The sequence below is a fragment of the Leptospira andrefontaineae genome (assembly GCF_004770105.1).
Lineage (GTDB): Bacteria > Spirochaetota > Leptospiria > Leptospirales > Leptospiraceae > Leptospira_B > Leptospira_B andrefontaineae.
This window is the reverse complement of sequence record NZ_RQEY01000016.1, coordinates 77,356-95,626: the sequence shown is the minus strand read 5'-3', so window position 1 is coordinate 95,626 and position 18,271 is coordinate 77,356. Positions and strand designations below refer to the sequence as shown.

Sequence of the window (18,271 nt, the reverse complement as noted above, 5' to 3'; positions counted from 1 at the left end):
GGTTTATTATTACTCCCATGAAACCGGAAGAACCAATCCTATGCGATCCGGAGGATTGGGCCAATATTCAAAAAGTTCTAGCCGGAGATTTTGAATCATTCGAACAACTCGTATTAAAGTATGAGGCGATGGTTTATTCTCAGGCAAAAAAAGCGTTCCGAAACGAAGCGGAAGCAGAGGACTTTACACAGGATGTTTTTCTGAAAGCATTCGAAGGATTGTCCACATTCAGAGGAAAGTCCAAATTCTCCACTTGGGTCTTCTCCATTGCAAGAAATGAGATCATCCGCAGATACCGTAAAGAGCACCCGGAGATAGATGCTCCAATAGATACGTTATCCAGCGAGAAGCTGGGAGACAATTTCTCCTCTCAAGAATCCGAAGTATTAGAAAAAGAAACCACGGAAAAGATCAGATCCCTGGTAGACAAGTTACCCGAGCTATATAGGAAACCTATATCGTTACACTACTTCGAGAATATGTCCTATAAAGATATCTCCGAAAATTTAAACTTGAAAATGAATACTTTAAAGAGTTATATTTTTCGAGGGAAAGAAATCCTACGCGATTGGCTGAAGAAAGACGATGAGCACGGAAAAAGATAAACTTCCCGACGAGTTGCGGGAGCAATTGGATTTTTTTGTAAAACCTCCGGAAGGCAGGGTGAACGACGATGTACCACCTATGCTTAAGAAAAAAGTAATGCTTCATTTGATCCATCTGAGGCATATCCGGCTGATCTTGATCACAATCCTGATCTTGGCTTTTTCTCCTTTAACCGTTCTTTTGTTTACGGATTGGAATTTTCTCTTCCAAACAGGGATTTTACATGCGATTTTAGCTACTAGCGGCTTTTTGTTCCTGCTTTTTACGGTTCTAATAGGGATTTATCTTGTGCAAAATAAGAGTCCTTATACCAAGGAATGGAAAAACAAGTTAGGATTCGACGAATGAAATATTTCAGTTTTGGGATCGCCTTATCTTTATTGCTTACCTTCGGAAACCAAATCTCCGCACAAGAAAAACAACCTGAGACCAAATTAACTGCAAAAGAATTCTTAGAAATGAAGTTAGACTCTGTCTTCCCACTCATCCAAAACATGAGTAAACAAGAAGCGGATGTTCTGATCACCCAGATCAGGGAAGAAGCCAGAAAATCCTGGGCCCAATCCGATAATTACTTTTTCTTAGTCGAACACCTAACTACAATCAAAGCGATCGAAGAAGAACAGAGCAGATTAAAAGGTCTACTCTGGGTTTACGTTTTGGGTTTGGTTTTATTTTCAGGATTTGTTCTTTATGTCCTTTTCCGCCAAAGAAAACTAATCAGCGAGTTAAACGAAATTATTAAGGATAGGGATTGAGTAACCCCTCGTCTAATATAGAACTCAAAAAGGAACATATTCCTTTTTGTTTACTGGTTGTCATAAGAAGAAGCCCAGAATAATCTTTTTCCGGCGATTGTAATATTGGTGTAAACCTTTTGTAACGATTTTCTGACAATCTGAAGGGATGGAACCTATCCAAATCCAAGGATCCTCCACCCCGACGACTAACGATAAAAATCCTCCGAGGCGTAGGAGAAAGAGCTTCAGCGAATTTATGAAAAATGCTTCCGGCAGCCCAGGCCAAAAAATCCTCGTAGTAGATGACGAAGAGGATATCGCAGAACTGATCAAATTTCATTTAGAAGAGAATGGCTACCAAGTTGACACCTGCCAAAACGGTTTAGAGGTGCTTCCTAGGATCGAAAAAAATCTGCCCGACTTGGTGGTATTGGATCTAATGCTTCCAGGTATCGGGGGAATGGATCTTTGCAAAAGGATCAAAGAAAAATATTCTCTTCCAATCATTATGGTGACCGCAAAGTCCGGAGAGACCGACGCAGTTTTAGGACTGGAGCTTGGTGCGGACGATTATGTTAGAAAACCATTCTCCACCAGAGAACTCATCGCAAGAGTTCGTTCCGTATTAAGAAGATCGGGAGAAGGAGAAGATGAGCAAGACCAAGAAGGAAACATCACGGTCGGCAAAATTTTCTTAAACCCAAAAGCTCACAAAGTATTCATTAATAATGAAGAAATCGATCTTACATTGATCGAGTATAAAATTCTTTATCTATTTATGACCAATACAGGCGTTGCATTTACCAGAGACAAACTTCTAGATAAGGTTTGGGGCAAAGATATTTACGTGACGGATCGCGCTGTTGATGTTAATATTAAAAGACTCCGGGATAAACTAGGAGAAGAGAAGGAGAGGTTAGAAACCATTCGCGGGATTGGTTACAGATTCAATGAGGCGTAGCTTATTTTCTAAACTACTCTTAAGTAACTGGCTTCTACTCGTTTTCCTTATGGCTGTCGCGGGGATCGTCCTCTTTTTAGAGGACTTGATCAACCCTGACCTGAAAATACTTTTATTCTCTGCTTATATCCTTCTCGCAATGTTTGGGACTTTTTATATGTCCTTCTCCATTGCTAGAAGCGTAACACAAACTCTCAACCAGATCGAGATGAAAACTGGAGAGATCAACGCTGGAGATTTCGGCTCCGAGCTAAGTCTTCCTGAGATCCAAGAGTTAGCTGATCTTGCTGTCTCCATCAATCTAATGTCCGGACGTTTGAAACACCAATTCGTGGATCTTACCATCGAAAAGGAAAAGTTCGATTCAGTATTACAAAACTTGAAAGAAGGTGTATTCTCGGTCGATCTGGAAGGCTCTATCGTTTTTCAAAACAGAAGTATTCCCGGTTCCTTGATCGAACCTAATTCAGGTTCTAGAAAGGTAGAAGATGCAGTCAAAGATCCGAGACTTCTAGACTTTATAAAAAGAAATCTTTCCGGAAAGAGTGAACCTAAAACAGAGCTGGATCTAAGCCAAAATTTTTACGCAATCAAAATGTATCCGCTTCGAACGAACGGAAATCTATTGATGTTTATCGGAGTGATTCGAAACATCACGGAAGAAAAACAATCTTATCTGATAAGAGAACAGTTCGTACAAAATGCTTCTCATGAATTAAAAACACCGATCACTTCTATCAAAGGTTACACGGAAACATTACTAGGCCGTTTAAAACTTTTGGAAGATAGCCATGAGAAAAGGTTTTTAGACGCAATCTCTAGAAACACAGACAGAATGGTACGCATCGTAGAAGACATGCTTACGATCACTAGAATTGAAAACCAATCTGCAATCGCTCAACCTGAAGAATTCACGTTAAAGTCCCTGGTAGAAAATCTTTCTTTCACTGTGGACGGAGTAATTTCTCCGAAAGGACAAAAGTTAGTAGTGGATATGCCTTCTCCTCTGACTATTTCTGCCGACTGGGTTCTTCTAGAGCATATGCTTTTAAATTTAATTTCGAATGCTTCTTCTTATTCTCCGGATGATAAAACAATCACTTTGAAAATTGCAAAGGTGGAACCTGACTCGGTGAATTTTCAGGTCATTGACCAAGGGATCGGGATCAAGGACGAGGATAAAGAAAGGATTTTTGAAAGATTCTTCCGAGTGGATAAGAACAGATCCAGGAAAGAAGGCGGAACAGGCTTAGGTCTTTCTATCGTGAAACATATTGTTAGGTTACATCACGGTTCTGTCAAAGTTTTCGATAATCCGGAAGGCGGAACTATCTTCTCTGTGACAATTCCGTTAGAGTATTCCGAAATTTCGGAAGTTTGAAATCCGAGCATTTACTCGTAATACGCTTTTCCTAAAACAGCCCCAACGCGAATATAGAGATTCAATATAAAAAACGGTGATGCGCTACGCGTTACCGAGATCCCGGACCCTCCGGTCGAGGTTAGAACATGGATTATCCCAAGGGTTTTTTTTCATTTGGTACAAATATAGGTATCAAAGACAAAACCAAAGATTTCGGAGTTATCTACTCTGAAAAACCCTGCAAGGCTGCTGCGGTATTTACTAAAAATAATTTCCCGGGAGCTCCAGTCATCGTAGGCAAAGAACATATACAAGATGGAGTTCTACAAGCCGTAGTTATCAATTCTAAAAACTCAAATGTTGCCACAGGAGAAAAAGGGATCTCAAATTCCAGACAGATCTGTTCCGAGATCGCAAAGTCTCTTGGCATTGCGGAAACTTCCGTACTACCTTCTTCTACCGGAGTAATTGGAGTTCCTCTGCCTATGCAGGTAATTCTCCCCGCATGTGCTCAGGCAAAATCGAATTTAAAACCGGGTAATCTGGATGAAGTAGCAGAAGCTATCATGACCACCGACACTCGTAGAAAAATTTCCGTGAGAAAGATAAAATCTTCGAATGGAGAAGCAGTTATCTTTGGCATGGCGAAGGGTGCAGGAATGATAGAGCCGAATATGGCAACTATGCTTTCTTATATTCTTACTGATGCTCAGATCGAAGGAGAAGTTTATCCGATCTTAAAAGACTGCGTGGACTTAAGTTTTAATTGTATCACCATAGACTCGGATACTTCTACATCCGATACTGTTGCCTTGCTCAGTAATGGTCTTGCGGGTTCCGTAGATGCGAACGAATTCAAATCGGCACTTTTAGGAATATGCACCGATCTTGCCAAAGAAGTAGCAAGAGATGGAGAAGGCGCCACTAAATTGATCGAAGTTCGTATCAAAAAATCCAAGGATGAGTCCCAGGCCAGAAAGATCGGTAAATCCATTCTAAATTCACCATTGATCAAAACTGCAATTTACGGAGGAGATCCGAATTGGGGAAGATTGGTCATGGCAGTTGGCAAAGTTTTTGATGAACCTATCCCTTTTGACTCTTTGGAAATTTATTTCGGAGGACTTCCGGTCAAAGGTGCAGATTCGGAAACCCTCAAAAAATTGTCGGAGTATCTAAAAAAGAATTCCGAGATCTTCGTCGATGTGGTATTGAATACCGGAAACAAAGAGATGGTGTTCTGGGGATGCGACCTGACCGAAGGTTACGTGAAGGAAAACGCATACTACACAACCTAAGTTTGTCGAATCCGTATCGAATCCCTGAAACGTGAAGACCTATTTTTCTGATCTACGACTTATCTCTTCAGCTATTACTGTAGCTGTACGATTACTTTCCGTATTCGTTATCCTAGGTCTATACGAACTTAGTATTTATCTTCTTCCTAAAGAAATAGAATTCGTAAGTGAGATCGCAGTACTTACCTGTTTGGTCTTCGGAGTTTTCGGGATATTACCTATACAGGAAAAAATTTCAGGATTCTTAAAGTCTACATTCGTTTCAGAATATCTAAGCGATGATCCGGGTTCTTCCAGACTAGCTCATAGAAGATTTGATTCAGAAGGATTGATCAAGAACGTATTCCCGGAATTAGTAAGACTAACCAATAGTAATTTCGGAAAGTTAGCGATCTTAAAGAATGACTTAGTCCATTATGAGTTATACACGTACGCTCATAAAAAACAAAGAAAAGTTAATACATTAGAAGGGATTAATCCTAGAGCGGCACTTCTCACTTACATCTTGAACAAAAGATCCGGTGCCATGATAGGAGAACCGGATCAAAATAAAATTATTAACGAAGACTTTGTAAGTTTGAGAGCAAACTTCATCCTTCCTTTCGTATTTAGAGAAAAACTTTTTGGATTTTTAGCGGTTTCTAATATTCCAAAGGACAATGTAAGACATGAGTTAGGCTTCTTAGCAGGGAAATGTGCTCTGGCTGTTCATAATCAGATCCTTTCTTCTCAAATCGCAGAAAATAAAAAATACAGAAAAGAATTGGAGAATGCAGGAAAGATCCGCAAGTTTTTGGAATCCCCGGAACCTCCAATGGTAGGAGATATCAAAATAGATTTATTGTCCAGAGAACCAGGAGAACTTCTGGAATTCTTCCAAAGTCCTTCCGGAGATTTTTATTTTGTATTCTTACGTTTGAGCGTAACTAATGCAGTATCTGTTTTAGCTCTCTGTTATATATTAGGAACTCTATATTCTTCTCGATTGAACGGAGAATTAAAAAATATTCTTCAAATCAAATCTTTAGTGGAAGATAACTTAAAAGAGATTTCTTGGACAGAGAGATACGACCTCGCAGTAGGAATGGTCCAAAAAGAAACAGGTAAGATCTCTCTTAGATTCATAGGGAAAAATTTCAAATTATTCGATGCTTCTAAGCCTGATAGGAACTTAGCATCTATCGGTTGGGAGAATATAGAAACTCCAGGAAAAGACGCACTCTTCTTAACTTGGAATGATCGTAATATTATTTCCTTTCAACATTTGGGGATACAGCCGTGAGAAATATTCTGATCGTATTTCTTTCAGTAATCCTTTTCAGTTTGATCCTGTTTTCGGGATTATTGAATTCTTATTCTAAAGAAGCAAGGTTTCCTTTTTACTTTTATCCTAACGGAAAGATCGCTGTTGCGAGCACTTCCCATTCGAATCTTGTCGGAATGAAAATAGACCTAATCGAATATGAGATCGTTCGAAAGTTAGGAGCAGATTACGGACTATCCGGACACTCATTCCATTTTTTTGCAAAAGAAGGAAGTATAGTTAAAAGTCTCTCATTGGATATGAGATCCTCGTTTGAAGTTTTGAAGGATTTCTTACCGGATATATTTTTATCCTTATTATATTTCTTAGTAGCGATTTGGTTTTTCTTTTATACCAGAGATTTATACATTTTCTTATTATTCGGGTCTTTATCATCCTTATTCTTATTTAATTTCTTCTTATTAGCGTTTCACGACTTCCTTTTTCCGTTTTTCTTTTTCTTATATTTCACAGGATTTTTGATCTTAGATGTTTCCTTTAGATTAAGAGGAAAAGAAATACCTTCCAGATGGTTTGCGCCACAGGTAATATTTTCCTTGGTCGCAGGATTTGTAGGCCTTTCCCAAAAAGGAAATCCGGATCTATTCCAGTTCTTATCTGTGAATGGAATGTATTTCAATCTGTTCTCCGCAGGAATTTGTATCTTGCAATTGGTATTTCATACATTCAGGAACAAAGGGACTTTTCAGGAAGTTTCCAAGAAGTTAAGTATCGTTTTAGCATTCTTCTTAATTACGGTCGTTCCATTCTTAATGGCCGAGTTAGGATCCACTAAAAGTTTTTTCATGATCCGTCCTTATTTGATGACGGCTTTGATCCTGTTTCCAGTTCTAATTGTGTTCGGGACTTACACTTATTCATTGGTCCCAGTTCAGATCGCTTTCAGCTCTTCTTTAACTTCTATTTATTCTATCTTGATCTTAACTTTCGGATATTTATTCGGTCTTGAATTTTTTGTAAGATGGAATCCCGGATTTTTAGGAAAACACCAAAGAGAGTGGAATTTATTCTATGTAGTGGCCGCTGCTTACTTTTTAGGTTCGTTGAACAATAAATTGTATAAGTGGATAGATTATTGGAGTTTTAGGAATAATCCGAAACTTCACACAGCACTTGAAGAATTATCCGTAATGATCGGCGCTCCAATCTCTATGAGGGCGACAATCAATAGTTTGATCCGCAGACTTGTTGATGCCCTAGAAGTGAAAAAACTCCAAATATTGATCCCAGCGGATAAATTTTCAGGCACAGACCTTAGAAATCTAAACTTCATTCGAATTCCTTATGGATCCGAGATCTGGACCTATTTCGAAAATCATACTGAAGTTACGATTACTTCTCACCTAGCGTATGGATTAGGGATTAGAGAGTCTGTGTTTAAATTTTTAAACCAGATGGAAGTCCAACTAGCATATCCTTTATTCAATTTTGAAAAAGGAAAAGAGGTAATCGCAGTATTTTTGGTTGGAGAGAAGATCAATCGTAAGAATTTCACACTAGGTGAGCTAAGATTCTTAAAAGAATGTACTAGATTAGCATCCTTACTCATACGCAACTACTCCCTTCTAGTAGATGAAGTAGAGAAAAAAAGGATCGTTAGAGATCTAAATATGGCGGCGGTCTTGGATAAAACTCTTCATTTACCTGAGTTAGAGACCATAAAATCGGTTCAATTAGGCTATTTTACTCTTCCTGCAGTAGGAATTTCAGGAGATTATCTAGATATTCTCAAACTTTCTCCTAAGAGACAGTTATTATTCTTAGGAGATGTATCAGGACATGGACTTGGGTCAGGTTATCTAGTTTCTGCAGTAAGAGGAATTATTCGCCGTCAATTGGGCAATTCTTCTTCTCTTCCTGATATTTTTAGAGCGATTAACTTGTTTTTGATCGAGAGATATAGAGGAAGCGAGTTCATGACATCCATCGCAGGGATATATAACGCTAGCGATGGAGCATTTTCATTCGTAAATGCAGGTCATACTCCGCCGATTTGTATTCGAAAAGGTGGAAGAATAGAACTTAGAAACGAAACTCAAAGAGTATTAGGTGTTCTACCAACTGATTATAGAATCTTAACTATTCATTTAAATCCAGGTGATAAATTAGTTTTGTTCACCGACGGAGTGACTGAAACGTTCGATGATAACGAAGAAATCTTCGGAGAAGAGAATCTTTTACGAATATTATCCTTAAATCATGATAAAGATGCTCAATCACTAGCTGATCTTATCAAAAAAACGCTAGAAGAGTTTAGAAATTACAAAGAACCTAGCGATGATATCTCTTTTGTTTGTCTAGAAGTCTCCGAGTAAGTATCACTTTGTGATAAATCAACTTCTTAAAATTTTTTTCCTAAAATTAATTAAAATACTTTACAATGAAAAGTAAATTGCTTAATTATGTCACTATCCAAGACCTTTCTTGATCTTTCATATTATATGAAGGGCAATAAAGTTCTAATACATGGAGGACGTCAATGGTTGCAAAAAAGAAAGCAGTCAAGAAAGCAGCTAAGAAAAAAGTAGCTAAGAAAAAAGCTGCTAAGAAGAAAGTTGCGAAAAAGAAATAACTAACTTCAACAACATCTCTTCCGTACTTGATACGGAAGAAATGAAGCTTAAAACCCGCTTCTTTGAGGCGGGTTTTTTCTTTTATAGCCCTTCTTTATTAGTATTTTCCGATTTTCTAACGGATACTGTTGTAAAAATACAACACTTTAGGTAAGATCACTTAAAGATTTAGATATTTAATCACATCTTTCATCTCATCTCTGAAATCCGGCAGTGTATTTCCGTAACTTTTAACTAGTTTTGCTTCTCCTTCTTCCGAAATTTCGAATAATCTATACTCTTTTTCGGTTTTAGGAGAGTTCTCTAACTTAAAAAACTTAATAGCATGCTTACTATAGCGGTTATATGCAGTGAATTTATGATAATAGAAGCCTTCTTTCTTAGCATTTACAGGATAAGGAAGGTAATATTCCGCTCCTAATACTAAAATATTCGGTGTAACTACTGCCATTCTAGTCCAAGTAGCAAGATTTAAGGGATAATTCTCTTCTAGATAAGCCTTTTTATGGTTCTTTTCCCAAACGTTTAGGATCTTTTTACGACTTTCATCCGCTTGTTTATATCTTTCGAGGCCATTCAAACAGATTTCCATCAAGGAAAGAAGCTGCAATGACTCTGAATTAGAAGATTGAAGTTCTTTTTGTACTAGTTTTTTAGCAGAGACGAAGTCTTGAGAGTAAATATTCTCCCAAATTTTTTCTATTGAAGCTGTAGAAGTTTTATCTTGAGCATTTAAACTTAGATTTAAAAAACTAAATGCTAAGAATAAGTTTAGAAGAATTAGACATCGCTTAGAGATAAAAGTCTTCATTCCGCGATCAGATTGTAGATTGTCTCTCTGGATTATGGATCCACTTAGATTGAGTGGAATCTAATAGAGAAAAGAACTCTTCAGCGCCTTTTTCTTCAATAAAGACCCTTTCTTCCTCTGAAACAGGGATCATAGCCAGAAATTTGATCGGATTTCCTCTTTCAGACTTTAGATCTGTTAATTCAGGGAATCCTTCTTCTTTTCCGATCTCTCTGATAACAAAAGAGCTAAAACTTAAGTACAAAGCTTCCGGATCTCTTCTGTTCATCGCGATAGAATGTCCATGTCCAAACCATTTACCGATGACCCAAGGATAACGAATGATCTCCCCGATTTGGTGTGGGACCCAACTTTCGGATCTATCCTCGTCTGAAACTTTTACTGCACAGACTAACTCTATTCTCGCATAATTTTCGTAATCTTTTCTGTATAATTCAACAGAAGGAAGATTTTGTGCGCTCATTCCTACAGTAGAATATACATAAACGCCAGGCATATTCTTAGGAGCGAATCTTACGATACCTAGTTGTGGATATTTTCCACCATCAGCAGACCAATACTTATCATGTTTACCAAACACATATTCTAGATAAGCAAGTCTGGATTCTTGTATATTCTTCCAAACCCCTTTAGTAGATCTATATTCCCAAAAATTTCTGTCTTGGTTGATACGATCAGGAATCACTCCGAATTCCGTGTTACCTAATGGATATGCAGTGATTGTATCCATTTTCGCAAATTTAGAATATCCATGAAATCCTTTGATACCTGACCAAGGAGGAAGATATGCGATCAGTTCTTCTTTATAGAATAAAGAGACTCCGTTTCCTTCTTCTGACCAAATGAAATGGATCTCTTTGGGATCGAACTCAGGTTGGCCTTTTGGATCAGCAACTTCTTCTTCTGTTAAGAATGGTGCAAGGCCTGATCTTAGATCTTGATCTGTTCTTGTTTTAGGCGCATCGATTCGATTACATACCCAAACGGATTTGATCGCAAAGTCGGGGCTTTCTTCCGCTTGTAGATAAAGATAAACGGTTCTTCCGTCGTCTTCTAAATACGCGGTTAAGGATCCGTAAGGATTTGCTTCTTGGTATAAAATATTAGGTTCAGCAGTTTGATTCATTTAATAGGAATGTCCACGATCCTGGAATTAAATTCGTCCAGACGTTGCTGGATCTTCTTCTCCATATCTTTTTCAAAAAGAATATCAGGAAAATAGGCGCTAGCGTTTAGAAGTCCTGTTAACTCCACCTGATTCCATCTTTGGTAGGTCCTTAAACTGTCCCAAACCAGAATGGGAATACGCTCCCCTTCTTTTTTGCATTTAACGAAGGTATCTATCGCTTTGATAGGTGTGAGTAATTTGTTCTTCATAGAAGTTGAAATCCGCCCAAGGCCATTATCCCTGGTATCCGGAAGGATTCAAGTCGGTTCCAACATTAACGAGGCGAGAAAAACGAAGGCCGGGGCATCCTTTCGCCCGGCGCTTGGACCGTAGGTTAACGGTGAAGGAAGTTACGTAAAGGTTCTACAAATACCTTCTCTCGGGTCTTTCTTTCCTTATATTGTTCGAAAAGAATCAAGAAAAGGGCTGTTGCTAAAAACATCGTTTCCATAATAATTTCGACGGACATAAATACGGAATCCCACCTCGTTTGAGCGAGGTTTTTGGAAAAAAATTTCTGAAAAATTGAAAATCTATCCCTGGAGGCAGGGTAGAATCTGTTCAGGATAACGCTTCTTTTGCAGCATCCTTGAGTTTTTTGATCAGTCTGGATCTGAGCTTGTCCGGAATTTTAGCTGAGATCTCTAATGTCTGAACGAATATCTCGGCGGCCAAATCCACCATTTCGCTCATCTTAACGTCGTTATCTCTTGGGATACGTACGCTTTTTGTCCCGGTAGAAGAGGATTTTGCCCGTTTAACTACCTTCTTTTTAGGTGATGGTTTCTTTTTCTTTTTTTGGACCATTGTTAGTGAATCGCGTCGGGTCCGTACCTTATCTTCTCCCAATTCGTATTCTACTCGGATTTTATTCCTTTTCTAAAAAAATTCCTAGTACTCTGTAGCTATCTACGTGATCCATTGAGAGGCTTTTACTTCCTGGTCTGTCTGAAATAGGTCTTTCGGTGGAGATTAAAACTTCTTCTCCCCTTTGCCATCTGCCTTCCGTTTCGGAGACATAGAAAAATTTGGAATATTTACGTAAGTCTAAACATTCTTCTACCGTTTCCCAATGTGCTGAAAGGGAAGGTGCTAACTCAGTATGTTTGGAATCAGGCACTAAAATCCTTTCTTTTCCAAGAAAGGTCCTGACTTCTCCAGTTCGAATGTTCTCCGCAGTGATAAACAAGAATATCGTCCCCTTTACAAAGATCAAATCACGGAAAGGGTTCTCGCATTTTCTTTTCAGATATCCGGTTTTATCCGGGGCTAGCCATACTCATGTATTAGACTGAAATTTTGACTGCCTTGTTTTCAGATCATTCAAATCCGATAACGCTTTTCCTTTCCGAGAAAAAATCTGACGGAAAGGATTTAGAGCGTACTTCAAGTTCGGAAATTTTTTTCCAAAAACAAAGCAAAAGTATTTCTTCTTAAAACAATTCTAATCAATTTTTTTTTAGATTTCTGCGAAGAATATTAGAAAAAATCTATTTAGTTTTGCAAGACGAACGATCGGTTTATAAAAGTACGGCCTTCCATCTTCGGCCTTCTTTTTCGATCTTTACCCGAGTTCTGTCGTATTGCAATTCGTCCCCAGACTTGCGCATCGTCCCATCCTTCTCGTGGATGTTTGCAAGAACGAAACGATTTTCTGCCAACTTGATCAGAGCTAAAGAATAAGGAGGCTTCCAAGAGAATCCTGGATTCATGTTAACTGTTGTAGAAGACCAAACGACACCTTCTTCACCAATATCTGCACCTGGTTTGTTTAAAGTAAGAGGAGAAATTACCGGAGACCTGGACTTTCTATCGCTTGAAGGACGTTCCGATGAGAATAACGCAATAGAATTGATACTATCTATTCCACCATTCCCTCCCAAAAGAGCTAAACTCGGAGAATATGCCTGAACTTTTCCTATATCTGCAGACTGTGCATATAGACCGTATTGGACAGCGATATCTACTAGCCCTGTGGCCGCAGAAATAGACATAGCTGCTTGGTAATTTAGAATACCGCCCATCTGATTGATAGGGATTTGCTTTCCATTAGAAAGTTTTAATGAAGAAGTTTTGAGAGCATTCACGACTTCCTTTTTACCCAATTTAAAATATTGAGCGGACTGTTGGATCACTTGTCCAGGAAAACAATCATAGATCCAAGCGTAGTCCACTTCTTCTCTTTGATAACCTGATTGGGCAAAAAGTCTTTCAGCAGAATTTCCAGAAGGAGAATCAAATCCACCTTTTAAAATGAAATATTCGCTATGGGCTGCGTGAGAAGCTCCCACAAGATGTAAAGGTTTTAGATCTTTTCGGATCAGACCTTTTGATTTCCATTCCTCTGCTTTTTTTTCGGAAACTAAGATTGTAGCAAATCCATGATCTGTTACGATTGCGATCATTGGAGTTGGATATGGATCGGAGATAGGACGAGACATTTGTTTTTCAGTGATCTCTTGTCCATAATAGAAGGCTCTTGGGTTTCCGATCGCATTGGATCTGAATTTTTGAGTGATCTCTTTTAGATCATCTAAGCTGATCCCATCTTCGAACATCATTCTTTTCATCATGAGTCCGTACATTGCGATTAGGGTGGCACCATTATCTAATTCGAATTCAGGATGACATACTGTTTCGTTTACCATCTTTAGATCGGAAACTTGACGGAATGCCGATTTAGGAATATCTGCAGCAGCTACAAGTACAACTGCATCCGGATTATCTACTAAGATGGTCCTCGCTTGTCCGATGGCTCCGGTAACACTCGCGCCTCCCAAGTCTATCACATGGGCTTTCATTCCGGTGTATCCGAGCTCGTTAGCGATACGAACCGTATGTCCATAACCACCCTTTCCCAAAGAAGCTGCTTCTATACTCACGAAGTCGGTGATCTCAGAAGATAGTGTTTCATTCTTCATTCCAAGAAAATCCAAAAGTGTGTTTATGGATTTTCTATAATGTTGAAAAACTTTTTGAGACCCGCTCCACGATTTGTATTCATCTTCCAAAAAATCTTTGGTCGTACTGTCAGCGACTCCTAATAGAACGGGAAAACTCATTTATAACTCCTGAAAATCCTAAGCTTGGGCAGAAGGAGGCAGAACTTTACATTCTCCCTTGCCGATTGTTTCTTTTTTTTGATTGGTCCACTCTATGTTCATGGAGACAGCTTTCAGTCTTGGGATTTTTTCTTTCACCGTGACTGTACAAGTAATCGTATCTCCAGGATACACAGGTTTGCGGAACTTTGTTAATGTTTCTAATGCGACTGTGCCTAACCCGGGAAGTTTCATCCCGAGTACAGGAGCTAGTAAAGAAGCTGCAAGTCCACCGTGAGCGATCCTTGTCCCAAACGCGGTGGTCTTTGCATATTCTTCGTCCACATGCAGAGGATTAAAATCTCCGCTGATCCCTGCGAACAGATAGATATCTGTTTCAGTAATCGTTTTTGTGAAACTTCCCTTATCTCCTATTTGTATTTCGTCGTAAGTCTTGCCTCTTTCGTACATTCCTGTTTCCTTATTCTTTTTTGTGGATTAAGCTAGTTGCGCGCCTAAGACCCCGTTTTTCAGGAACTCTACGCAATCAGCCACTTCTTTTTCCACAGAAGGAAGTTCGGAGAAAAGTCTCATCAGGTTTTTAGTTTTTTCTGCATCCAGTTCTTTTAAGAAATGTACACTTTTGAAAAATCTACATCCAGCATAGAAGGTAAGTATTTTTAGATCTCTTTGTCTATCTTCCGATTTATATTCGGAAGTTGAATTTGCTGTGTCCCAGAATCCTAATTGAACTGTGGTGACGAATACTGCAAGATCAGCAAATCCGAATTCTAATGCTTGTTTTTTCTTTCTGTCAGAATGTTCTCCCGCTGCTTTTAAGAGTTCTTTTGCCGCAGTAAGAACTTTTTCTTCAGGAGTGTTTGCTAAAATTTTCTCAGCCTTAACTCTGATCTCTTCCGGCTGAGATTGTTCTAAAACTCCCATCAACTTTTCAAAACCTTTGTAGGTAGAAGATATAATACTTTTTTGAACTTCAGTGGTTCCCCCACCGATTGTGCCAAGTCTTACGTCTCTATATTGGCGGCTTACATGACATTCTCTCATATAACCCATTCCGCCATGGATCTGAACTGCATCGCTTGCTAGCTCCTCTGCAGTTTCCGTAACAAAAACTTTTAATGCGGAGCTTTCGAATGGAAGACTCGCAGTTGGATCTTGGTCCTTCTTATTTGCCACGAAATAGATCAATCTTCTGGAAGCACATAGATATGCCCAGTTACGTGCAATCTTCTCCTGTACTCCGAAGAAGGATAAGATCGGTTTTCCGAATTGGTGACGCTTCCAAGCGTAATCCAAACAAAGTTCTAATCCGAATTCCATTCCACCTGGAACCGCAGCAACAAGAACTGTTCTTTCCCATTCCAAGGTTCCTTTTCCGATTCGAACGAAGCCTGAGTTTAGCGGGCCTAAAAGATTTTCATCAGGCACAAACATATCTTGGAAAGAAAGTTCTGCAGTCATGGAAGTGTTGTGTCCTAACTTCTTAAGAACCTTACTTACATGAAAACCTTTCATATGAGATTCCACTATGAATGCGGAAACTCCCATTGGTCCTCTAGATTTGGTCGTTCTAGCCATTACGATGAATACTTGTCCGTTAGGTCCATTGGTGATAAACAGTTTGCTTCCATTTAGAATGAAACCGCCATCTACTTTGGTTGCGAATGTGTTCATTGCAGCTGCATCTGAACCTGAATCAGGCTCAGTTAATGCAAGACCGGCTATCCATTCTCCTGATGCAAGTTTAGGAAGGTATTTTTTCTTTTGGGCTTCTGTTCCTTGGAAAAGAATAGGAAGTGTCCCAATGATCATATGAGCTCCCCAAGAAAGTCCGAATCCTCCGTCGAGAGAACCTGCGTTAAACGCTTCTTGAGCAATACAACATTGGAGGCAGGTTCCACCTTGGCCGCCGAATTCTTCCGGAACAGGAATACCGAGTAAGCCCATATTACCCATTTCCTTCCAGATATCGTCCCCCCATACGCCGTGTTCGTCTCGATCTTCTACAGAAGGTAATACTCTTTCTTTGGCAAAGTCCTTTACGGTTTCGTAAAACTCCAGATCGGAGGACGTTAAATACGGATTCAAAAACATAATTTTTCTCCCAATCCCGTTCTAATTTTTGGTTAGATCGGAAACTTCTTTTTTAAAACTTTCTAATATTTCGTTTCTTTTTATTTTTAAGGTTCTGGTCATTTCCTTGTCCGGGTCAAAAGGTCTTGGGATGACATAGAACGCATTTTGAGGGATCAATTCGAAAGATTTGAATCCTGTTTTACGGGATATTCTATCCGAAACTTCCTTCTTAAAGATCTCTCTAATTTTAGGATGAGAATTCCAAACATTCGCATCATCCGGCAGATCGGAAAACTCAGCCTTCAATCTTTCGAAATCCGGAACGATTAGAACCACCAAATGTTTTGCCTCATGACCTGTTACCATCACTTGGTTCACATAAGGAGAATTTAAAAGCTGATCCTCGATAGGAACAGGCTCCACATTTTCTCCTCCAGCAAGCACTATAGTATCTTTTGCTCTTCCCGCAAATACCAATTCGCCTCTATAATTGAAACGCATGATGTCTCCTGTATCAAAGAAACCGTTTTTATCAAAAACAACATCATTCAACTCAGGGCGTTTATAATATCCCATAAGAACCTGTTTGGATTTTACCCAAAGGCTTCCTTTTCCACCTTGGGGGACCAACTTACCGTGTTCGTCCTTTAGAATACATTCATACCCTTGTATTGGAGTTCCCACAGTTCCAGGAGAAGGTTGTTTAGGTTTACGAATGGAAAGTACTGCGGAAGTTTCAGTCATCCCATATCCTTCCAAAACGATTAATCCTATAGAAGATAAAAATTTATCCACTACGGAAGGAAGTGCACTTCCCGCAGAAACGGAAACTCTTAACTTCCCACCAAGAGCACTGTGGATCGGTTTAAATACCAAAAGTGCAAGTAACTTGAGAGGAGATAATAGGATCAGAAAAAGCAAAGAGGATAATTTGGAAAAGGTCCAAACAATAAAATTAGGCTTTTCTATCCTGAAATCGTAACCGAATAGAACTCCTTTTTGAACAGCCCAAAGATTTCCGATCTTCAAACAGAAATTGAATACTCCTCTTTTTAAACCGGATTCCTTAGAGACCTTATTCATAATTCCATTATATAAGGATTCCCAAATCCTTGGAACAGAAGGGAATAATGTAGGTTGGAATTCCTTCAAATCCTCTTTCAAATTGCTGATATTGGAAACAAGAAACCCGGCACCCAATTCAAGAATACAATATTCGATCGCTCTTTCGAACGCATGCCAAGGTGGGAGAAGGCTCACACCTGAATCTGCAGAAGTCAATTGAACAAATCCAATTACTTTCTCTACTGCGGAAATCCAACCAGTTTGAGTGAGCATTACTCCTTTAGGAGCACCCGTAGTTCCGGATGTATAGATCAAAGTAGCAAGTTCATTCGGAGATTTTTCTTTGAGTCTTTTACGAACAATATCAGGATCTTTTGAAAGATTTGATTTTCCTTTTTCGATCAGACCTTGGATCGTATCGGCTCCCGATTTCAGATCGCCTATATCATCTTCGATCACAAAAACTTTTTTCAAGCTTGGAAGTTTAGAACCGAGATTTACTAATCTTTGTTTATCTTTTTCTTTTTGGACGATCGCGTATTTGCTTTCGGAATGATTAACAATATATAATATATCTTCGTCTACCACATCCGTTCCCCTTGGAACAGAAACGGCACCCGCAGAAATGATTGCAATATCACCTATGATCCAGTTCTGACTAGAGTCACAGAGATATAAGATCTTATCGTCTTTTTGAACTCCTTCTTCGATCAATCCTGCGATTAAAGAATCTGTTAAGGACTTCATTTCTGAAAATGTCCTTCCTTTAATTCCGTCTTTGGTTCTACGGGAAAAACTTTCCTTATTCGGAAATTTAGATGCCGTCTTCTCCAGCATATCGTAAAAATATTTTTGATCAGTTTCCAAGAACTCCCCCTGAGAACACTATAAACTAGGATTTTTTCCCTACGGCGGAAACACTATGTTGAAGGACCTATGCTTCAATCGATTTTTATTTAGATTAAAAAAACTGAAATGTGTTGAACAAACGTTCACATATTATACGGGCGTTATTCAAATTTTTTGATTAACTACGTTCGTTTCAAAACGTGCTAAACAATCTTTACATAAGCAGTCTTCATACATTTCTCTTATATTTTTCAAAGCTTCCGGATCTAAACGAATATCAAAACACCAGCAGGCCTCTTGGTCCACCCCACATTCTAAAATGCTGGAACATTGAGGGCATTTCTTTTGTGTCATAGTTATATAGTAATGAAAGTA

Annotated in this window: 18 protein-coding genes; 8 read left to right on the top strand and 10 right to left on the bottom strand. The window is 38.9% G+C overall.

Features of this window, described 5'->3' with window-relative positions; translation table 11 throughout:
- Positions 1–17 precede the first annotated feature (17 nt).
- From EHO65_RS10445 to EHO65_RS10405, 8 genes are all read left to right on the top strand, one after another.
- On the top strand, positions 18–605 hold the full coding sequence (locus tag EHO65_RS10445; protein ID WP_100722536.1) for an RNA polymerase sigma factor: 588 nt from the start codon (positions 18–20) through the stop codon (positions 603–605).
- Entirely contained in the window at positions 586–954 is a 369-nt protein-coding gene (locus EHO65_RS10440) for a hypothetical protein (protein WP_135757737.1), read from the top strand. The genes EHO65_RS10445 and EHO65_RS10440 overlap by 20 nt, the downstream gene beginning before the upstream one ends.
- A complete protein-coding gene (locus EHO65_RS10435; RefSeq protein WP_135774066.1) occupies positions 951–1,364 on the top strand; it encodes a hypothetical protein in 414 nt (137 codons plus the stop codon). The genes EHO65_RS10440 and EHO65_RS10435 overlap by 4 nt, the downstream gene beginning before the upstream one ends.
- A gap of 238 nt (positions 1,365–1,602) precedes the next feature.
- Positions 1,603–2,307, top strand: a complete 705-nt coding sequence (locus EHO65_RS10425) for a response regulator (protein WP_008590830.1) — start codon at positions 1,603–1,605, stop codon at positions 2,305–2,307.
- Positions 2,297–3,688, top strand: coding sequence for a HAMP domain-containing sensor histidine kinase (locus tag EHO65_RS10420; RefSeq protein WP_135774062.1), 1,392 nt, complete (start codon positions 2,297–2,299; stop codon positions 3,686–3,688). Before EHO65_RS10425 ends, EHO65_RS10420 begins: the two co-directional genes overlap by 11 nt.
- 128 nt (positions 3,689–3,816) lie before the next feature.
- Positions 3,817–4,968: a bifunctional glutamate N-acetyltransferase/amino-acid acetyltransferase ArgJ gene (argJ, locus tag EHO65_RS10415; protein ID WP_135774060.1), complete on the top strand. Its 1,152-nt coding sequence runs from the start codon at positions 3,817–3,819 to the stop codon at positions 4,966–4,968.
- Between the two features lie 31 nt (positions 4,969–4,999).
- Entirely contained in the window at positions 5,000–6,250 is a 1,251-nt protein-coding gene (locus tag EHO65_RS10410; protein ID WP_135774058.1) for a hypothetical protein, read from the top strand.
- Positions 6,247–8,607 (top strand): PP2C family protein-serine/threonine phosphatase, encoded by a 2,361-nt coding sequence (locus EHO65_RS10405; protein WP_135774056.1) that lies wholly within the window; start codon positions 6,247–6,249, stop codon positions 8,605–8,607. The genes EHO65_RS10410 and EHO65_RS10405 overlap by 4 nt, the downstream gene beginning before the upstream one ends.
- A gap of 418 nt (positions 8,608–9,025) precedes the next feature.
- Here EHO65_RS10405 and EHO65_RS10400 read toward each other — a convergent pair whose 3' ends face one another.
- The 10 genes from EHO65_RS10400 to EHO65_RS20165 all read right to left on the bottom strand — a co-directional run bounded on the left by EHO65_RS10400 (position 9,026) and on the right by EHO65_RS20165 (position 18,250).
- Positions 9,026–9,676, bottom strand: a complete 651-nt coding sequence (locus tag EHO65_RS10400) for a hypothetical protein (RefSeq protein ID WP_135774054.1) — start codon at positions 9,674–9,676, stop codon at positions 9,026–9,028.
- A gap of 7 nt (positions 9,677–9,683) precedes the next feature.
- Positions 9,684–10,802, bottom strand: coding sequence for a suppressor of fused domain protein (locus EHO65_RS10395; RefSeq protein ID WP_135774052.1), 1,119 nt, complete (start codon positions 10,800–10,802; stop codon positions 9,684–9,686).
- A complete protein-coding gene (locus EHO65_RS10390; RefSeq protein ID WP_135774050.1) occupies positions 10,799–11,053 on the bottom strand; it encodes a hypothetical protein in 255 nt (84 codons plus the stop codon). The genes EHO65_RS10395 and EHO65_RS10390 overlap by 4 nt, the downstream gene beginning before the upstream one ends.
- A gap of 352 nt (positions 11,054–11,405) precedes the next feature.
- Entirely contained in the window at positions 11,406–11,651 is a 246-nt protein-coding gene (locus tag EHO65_RS10385) for a hypothetical protein (protein ID WP_135614442.1), read from the bottom strand.
- 61 nt (positions 11,652–11,712) lie between these two features.
- A complete protein-coding gene (locus tag EHO65_RS10380; protein WP_244243499.1) occupies positions 11,713–12,060 on the bottom strand; it encodes a hypothetical protein in 348 nt (115 codons plus the stop codon).
- A 304-nt stretch (positions 12,061–12,364) separates the two neighbouring features.
- A complete protein-coding gene (locus EHO65_RS10375; protein WP_135774048.1) occupies positions 12,365–13,906 on the bottom strand; it encodes a thiolase C-terminal domain-containing protein in 1,542 nt (513 codons plus the stop codon).
- A gap of 18 nt (positions 13,907–13,924) precedes the next feature.
- On the bottom strand, positions 13,925–14,356 hold the full coding sequence (locus tag EHO65_RS10370; protein WP_086447425.1) for a MaoC family dehydratase: 432 nt from the start codon (positions 14,354–14,356) through the stop codon (positions 13,925–13,927).
- A 27-nt stretch (positions 14,357–14,383) separates the two neighbouring features.
- Entirely contained in the window at positions 14,384–16,000 is a 1,617-nt protein-coding gene (locus EHO65_RS10365; RefSeq protein WP_135774047.1) for an acyl-CoA dehydrogenase family protein, read from the bottom strand.
- Between the two features lie 21 nt (positions 16,001–16,021).
- Positions 16,022–17,914: an AMP-dependent synthetase/ligase gene (locus EHO65_RS10360; RefSeq protein ID WP_135774045.1), complete on the bottom strand. Its 1,893-nt coding sequence runs from the start codon at positions 17,912–17,914 to the stop codon at positions 16,022–16,024.
- A gap of 147 nt (positions 17,915–18,061) precedes the next feature.
- Positions 18,062–18,250, bottom strand: a complete 189-nt coding sequence (locus EHO65_RS20165; RefSeq protein ID WP_135774043.1) for a cysteine-rich CWC family protein — start codon at positions 18,248–18,250, stop codon at positions 18,062–18,064.
- Between the last annotated feature and the right edge of the window lie 21 nt (positions 18,251–18,271).